The following is a 5,568-nucleotide window of genomic DNA, read 5'->3' on the forward strand; positions in this document are numbered from 1 at the left end:
GGGCGCGGCGCGCGGGGCGCGGGGCGCGGTCGCGGTCGCGGTCGCGCAGGGCGCGTTCTCTCGCGCTGGGCGACAGTTCACGGGCGGCTGACCGCGTGAGCTGTCGCCCAGCGCGAAACGTCGCCGGGGCCTCCCCGGGCCGGACCCGGTCCGGTGGCGAGGGCGGACGCGGAGTGCGCCCAGGGTGCAGAGTGGGCGCGTGACGACGACGACACGCACCCTCTTCCGACGGAAGCCGATCGACACGATCGACGACGAGACCGGAGGCGAGGACAGCCTGAAACGGCACCTCGGCCTCTGGCAGCTCACCGCGATCGGCATCGGCGGCATCATCGGCGCCGGCATCTTCACCCTCGCCGGCACCGTGGCGAACGGCGTCGCCGGGCCCGCCGTCCTCATCAGCTTCCTCGTCGCCGGGGTCGCGAGCGCCGCCGCCGCCCTGTCGTACGCCGAGTTCGCGGGCCTCATCCCCAAGGCCGGCAGCGCGTACACGTACGGCTACGCGGTCCTCGGCGAGATCGTCGGCTGGTTCATCGGATGGGACCTGCTGCTCGAGTACACCGCGATCGTGGCGGTGGTCGCGATCGGCATCTCGGGCTACGTCGGGTTCCTCGTGGGCCAGTTCGGCGTCGACCTGCCCGCCTGGATGCTCGGTGCTCCGGGGACCGGCGACGGCCACGTGATCGACGTCTTCGCGATCATCCTCTGCCTGCTCACCGCGTTCGTCCTCACCCGCGGCATCCGCAGCGCCGCCCGGTTCGAGCTCGTCGCCGTCGGCATCAAGGTCGGCCTCGTCGTGCTCATCGTGGTGCTCGGCCTGTTCCACATCAACAGCGCGAACTACTCGCCGTACTTCCCGTTCGGGTTCGGCGGCGTGATGACGGGTGCCGCGACGGTGTTCTTCGCCGTGTTCGGCTACGACGCGATGTCGACCGCGGCCGAGGAGTCGGTCGACGCCCGCAAGCACATGCCGAAGGCGATCCTGCTGTCCCTCGGCATCGCGATGGTGCTCTACGTCCTGGCGACCCTGGTGCTCACCGGGATGCAGAAGTACACGGACATCGACCCGGCCTCGGGCTTCTCGTCGGCGTTCGCGTCCGTGGGGCTCGGCGGCGTCGCCAACATCATCGCGATCGGCGCGATCGTCGGCATCATCACCGTGCTCGTGACCTTCATGCTCGGCGCGAGCCGCGTCTGGTTCTCGATGAGCCGGGACGGCCTGATGCCGAAGTGGTTCGCGAAGACCGACCCGAAGCGCCACGTGCCGACCCGGGTGACCTGGATCCTCGGCATCGCGTCCGCGGTGCTCGCCGGGTTCCTGCCGATCGGCGTCGTGGCCGAGCTGACGAACATCGGCATCCTGCTCGCGTTCGTCGTGGTCTGCTCCGCCGTGATCGTGCTCCGCTACCGCCAGCCCGACCTCGACCGACAGTTCCGGCTGCCGTTCATGCCGGTGATCCCGATCATCGGCGTCGTCGCGTCGCTGTGGCTCGTCACGTTCCTGCAGTGGGAGACGTGGGTGCGCTTCGCGGTGTGGTTCGCGATCGGCCTGGGCGTGTACTTCGGCTACTCCCGCCGACACAGCAAGCTCGCGACCGGCGAGGACGCCACGACTCGGTAGACCCGACCGACCGACCGATCGACGACGGCCCTCCAGCTGAGCATCGTGCGCTCAGCCAGAGGGCCGTTCGTCGGTGACGACTAGTTCGCGGAACCCGAGCAGGAGGCGACCGCGTACGGACCGGTGGAGGTCGATTCCTGGATCGTCTTCCCGTCAGACGTGATCTTGCAGCTGATCGTCGTCGCGTCGGCCCCGGCCTGTGCGACGAGTGAGAACACACTCGAGGTGAACAGCCCCTCGTCGGCGATCGGAACGTCCTTCGACCACGGCGCGGTGGCCGAAGTGTCCTGCTGCGTCGAGCTCTTCCCGTCGTTGACCGTGAGGTAGCTCACGCTCGTGAGCGTCTTCCCGTCACTCGTCACCTCGTAGTGGACCGTGCGCGAGCCCTCGGCGGTCTCCGCGCTGGGCGAGGTCTCTTCCTCGGCCGAGGAGCTCTCGGCGGGCACGGGTGCGGAAGACTCGAGAGCCTTCGAGATCCCGTCCGCTGCCGCAGCGTAGAACGAGGCAGTCAGGATTCCGACCAGGAGCGCGATCAGGCCGAGGATCGAGCCCGCGATCGCCAAGCCACGGGGTCGGTCCTTCTGCACGAGACCGATGATCCCGAGGATCAACGCGATCGCCCCGAGGAAGATGGAGACGAAATTCACGAACGGGATCGCGCACCCGACGATGGCCACGATGCCGACGATCAGGGCCGTCAGGCCGAGCGGGTTCGAGCGCTTGGGCGTAGGCGGTTGGGGCGCGTAGGTAGGGGGCTGATCCTGGGTCATCGGGTCTCCTTGGTGAGGGCTGGGAACAACCCTGAGAGCCTAGCCAGTAGTGAGTGAACCTCGGTCCGTCGTGTCCAGCCCACCGCGCACAGTGGACGAAACGGGCCGCTACGCCTCGCGCCGGTGCTTCCCCTTCGCCGCCGTCGGGTCGGCCATCGGGTGGTTCCGGAACCACCGCAGTAGCTCCCGGGACCGCCCGCTGTCGGCGCTCTGGTCCCCCGCGGTCAGGAAGTCGCTGAAGCCCTCGGGGGTCGGAGCGCCCGGGGTGTCGCGGTCGTAGGCCATCGACCACTCCGGGAAGCGCCGGGTGTGGATGGACTCCTCGGCGAGGAGCCGGACCTCGTCGTGCCGGTCGTCCGCGAGGATCCGCTGGTACGTCGCGAGCACCTGGTCGTACGGCCCTTCGAGCAACTGCATGAACCGACCGTTGCGGTGCACGAGGAGCCCGGTGAGGCCGTCGGCGGTGTTGCGCTCCCGGGCGTGTGCGAGCACGTCCTCGAGCGCGTCGTCGTCGAACGGCTCCGTGGCCGAACTCATGTAGACGAGTGACTGCAGCATGCCCTCGATCCTGCACCGATCACCCCGCGCCCGACGCCCCCAGAACGGGATCGACCCGGACCGGCCAGGAGACGCGACCCGCACCGGCCAGAGGCGCGGCCCGCCCGCTACGCCCGGATCTCCCGCATGTTCTGCGCCTGCCACCCCTCGGGGACCGACTCGCGGAACGCCTCGAGCGCCGCCTCGTAGCTCGGGCCGGTCGCCTCGTGCGGGCGCGTCTCCCGGGAACGGGCGATCGCACGCACGGTGGTCTCCCCGGTCGCCTTGCTCGTGACCGCGTTCACCTGCTGCAGCTCGAACCCGTGCAGGTCCAGGGCCTCGACCGCCGCCGTGCGCGCCGCCTCGATGTTCTCGCCGCTGCCCTCGGCCTCCGTCGTCGCGGTCGAGCGCAGTTCTCCTCGCAGTGTCGTCACCCGTCCAGTATCGCGGTCCCGTGACGGGCCAGCGGCCCCCGGACGGGGTCTGCCGCCCGAGGACGGCCCGCGCCACGATCGTGGACGGCCACTGATCCCGAGGAGCCCCATGCGCCGCACCACCATCGCCGCCGCCCTCGTCGTCAGCGTCGCCGCCGTCGTGTCGTCGCTCGTCGGTGTCGCACCGGCACAGGCGGCCGCGATGCCCGCCGCGATGAAGGCGCAGTACGACCACCAGTACGGCACCTTCACGCCGTTCACGAAGTCGGGCAGCCGGAACGCCACGATCGTGCTCCCGCAGAACGCCCGCAGCGGGATCATCGTCGCGACGTTCACCCCGACGACGAAGGACATGAACTCCTCCGACGCGGACTTCATCGTGAGGGAGCTCAACAGCAAGGGCGGGCCGACCGGGTCGATCCCGATCGGCCTGTCCGGCAAGTACACCGGCCGCGTCGCGTACGGCACCGACTCGTGGCGCAAGCCAGCGGCGCTCGAGGTCGAGGCGAAGGGGCAGTGGACGCTGACGTTCAGCCAGGTGTCCAGCGCGCCGGCCCTGACCGCCTCCGGTCACGGCGACGACGTGATGCTCTACTGGGGCGCGACGGCCACCCGACAGTTCCGCTGCACGAACACCCGCGTCGCGACCTGCATGCTCCGCGAGACGCTGCTCCGCAACGACTACGAGACCATCCCCGCGAGTGACAACGGCTCCGGCAAGGACCTCTCGAAGCGGATCACCCTGTCGAAGGGTCCGTCCGTCCTGCAGCTGAACGCGGGGAGCACCTGGTCGATCCGCTGAACCGACGGGCGTCGGAGGTCGGTGGCACCTGGCACGATTGACCCGTGCCAGCCGCTCCGATGATCGACGCCGTCGACGTCATCCGCTTCGTCGGGCCGCAGGCCTTCGGCCGTGCGCGCGACCTCGTCCGTGCGGGCCTCGTCGACGACGTCGTCTGGCACGACGACGACGGCTCCGTGACCGGTGTCGTGTCCGGCTCCGCAGACGACCCGTACGAACTCCGCGTCGAGACCACCCCGGCGCGCGGCGAGTTCGTCCGCCCGGTCCGCAGCACCTGCACCTGCCCGCTGGGCGGCGACTGCAAGCACGTCGCGGCCGCCCTCCTCACGGTCAACGCCCGGGCCCTCGCCGCGGCGGCCGGCCCGAAGCCGGAACAGCCGGCTCCGCCGCCCTCGGACTGGAGGCACGACCTCGCCCGCCTCGCCGGTGACGACGCGCAGGTGGCCGAGCCGCAGGGCACCCCCATGGGGCTGCAGTTCGAGTTGCGTGACGCGGTCTCCGCCCGGCTCGCCTCGCGTGCGCGGGCAGCCGGTCGTGCGCTCCCCACGGCCTCGCGGTCGGTGCGACTCGGCGTCCGGCCGGTGACCCGCAGCGACGCCGGCAACTGGGTGCGCGGGCAGCTGACGTGGGGCACGCTCCCCTACTCGATGAACCGGCTCGGGCTCGCTCCCGAGCAGCACGCGTGGTTCGTCCAGTTCGCCGCGCTCCACCGTGCCGGAGCCCTCGCCGGGCTGCCGGGGGAAGCCGACTGGATCCACCTCGACGACTTCGCGAGCCCACTGCTCTGGCCGCTCCTCGCGCAGGCACCGGGACTCGGCATCGCGTTCGTCACCGGCAAGCGCGAGGGCGGGGCCGTGCTCGGTGCCGAGGCCCGGGTGCTGCTCGACGTCGCCCGGCACGACGGCGCGTTGGTGATCGGCGCGAGTGCGGTCCTCGACGCTCGCCCAGCGGCACCGGGGACCGCCCGGACGATCGGCGACCACGGCGTCTACGTCTTCCGCGAGAGCCCCGAGTTCCACGTCGCGTTCGCCCCGACCCCGGCGCCGGTGCCGGACGACCAGCGACGGATGCTCGTCGAGGGCTCGCGGATCACGGTGCCGGAGCCCGAGGTCCCGGAGTTCCTCGCCGACTGGTCGCCCCGGCTGCGCGGAGCACTCGGCCTCGTCAGCGCCGACGGGTCGGTCGAGCTCCCGGAACGGACGCCGCCGGAGCTCGTGCTCACGGTGACCTTCGAACCGGCCAGGGCACCGCGGACGGACGACCGCGCGCACCTGCAGTGGCGCTGGCACGTCGACGGCCGGAAGGACCCCGTCGCCCTGCACGGCCCGCTCCCCGACCTCGCCGGGCTGCGCGCCGCCGACGACCCGGCGCCGACGACCGCAGCCGACGGCGGCGCCGCCGCGA

The 5,568-nt window shown here is 71.3% G+C and carries 6 protein-coding genes; 3 read left to right on the forward strand and 3 right to left on the reverse strand.

Annotated features, from left to right (window positions below; all coding sequences use genetic code 11):
• Window positions 1–199: 199 nt before the first annotated feature.
• Complete coding sequence (locus tag ACNQOV_RS18015) at window positions 200–1,621, forward strand: amino acid permease (protein ID WP_416396287.1); 1,422 nt, start codon at window positions 200–202, stop codon at window positions 1,619–1,621.
• Between the two features lie 80 nt (window positions 1,622–1,701).
• Here ACNQOV_RS18015 and ACNQOV_RS18020 read toward each other — a convergent pair whose 3' ends face one another.
• From ACNQOV_RS18020 to ACNQOV_RS18030, 3 genes are all read right to left on the reverse strand, one after another.
• Window positions 1,702–2,391, reverse strand: a complete 690-nt coding sequence (locus ACNQOV_RS18020; RefSeq protein WP_416396289.1) for an MmpS family transport accessory protein — start codon at window positions 2,389–2,391, stop codon at window positions 1,702–1,704.
• Between the two features lie 108 nt (window positions 2,392–2,499).
• On the reverse strand, window positions 2,500–2,949 hold the full coding sequence (locus tag ACNQOV_RS18025; protein WP_416396291.1) for a BLUF domain-containing protein: 450 nt from the start codon (window positions 2,947–2,949) through the stop codon (window positions 2,500–2,502).
• A 107-nt stretch (window positions 2,950–3,056) separates the two neighbouring features.
• Complete coding sequence (locus ACNQOV_RS18030; protein ID WP_416396293.1) at window positions 3,057–3,362, reverse strand: hypothetical protein; 306 nt, start codon at window positions 3,360–3,362, stop codon at window positions 3,057–3,059.
• 109 nt (window positions 3,363–3,471) lie between these two features.
• Between ACNQOV_RS18030 and ACNQOV_RS18035 the strand changes: the two genes are divergently transcribed.
• Window positions 3,472–4,164, forward strand: coding sequence for a hypothetical protein (locus ACNQOV_RS18035; RefSeq protein WP_416396295.1), 693 nt, complete (start codon window positions 3,472–3,474; stop codon window positions 4,162–4,164).
• Between the two features lie 44 nt (window positions 4,165–4,208).
• Window positions 4,209–5,568 (forward strand): SWIM zinc finger family protein (locus ACNQOV_RS18040; RefSeq protein ID WP_416396297.1); only part of this gene is annotated, 1,360 nt, incomplete at its 3' end.

The sequence above is a fragment of the Curtobacterium sp. LFS084 genome (genome assembly GCF_047977705.1).
GTDB lineage: Bacteria > Actinomycetota > Actinomycetes > Actinomycetales > Microbacteriaceae > Curtobacterium.

What these genes read in the sequence shown, in the direction of transcription:
- ACNQOV_RS18020 (WP_416396289.1), bottom strand. Translation starts at nt 2,391, where the DNA reads ATGACCCAGGATCAGCCCCCTACCTACGCGCCCCAACCGCCTACGCCC.
- ACNQOV_RS18025 (WP_416396291.1), bottom strand. Translation starts at nt 2,949, where the DNA reads ATGCTGCAGTCACTCGTCTACATGAGTTCGGCCACGGAGCCGTTCGAC.
- ACNQOV_RS18035 (WP_416396295.1), top strand. Translation starts at nt 3,472, where the DNA reads ATGCGCCGCACCACCATCGCCGCCGCCCTCGTCGTCAGCGTCGCCGCC.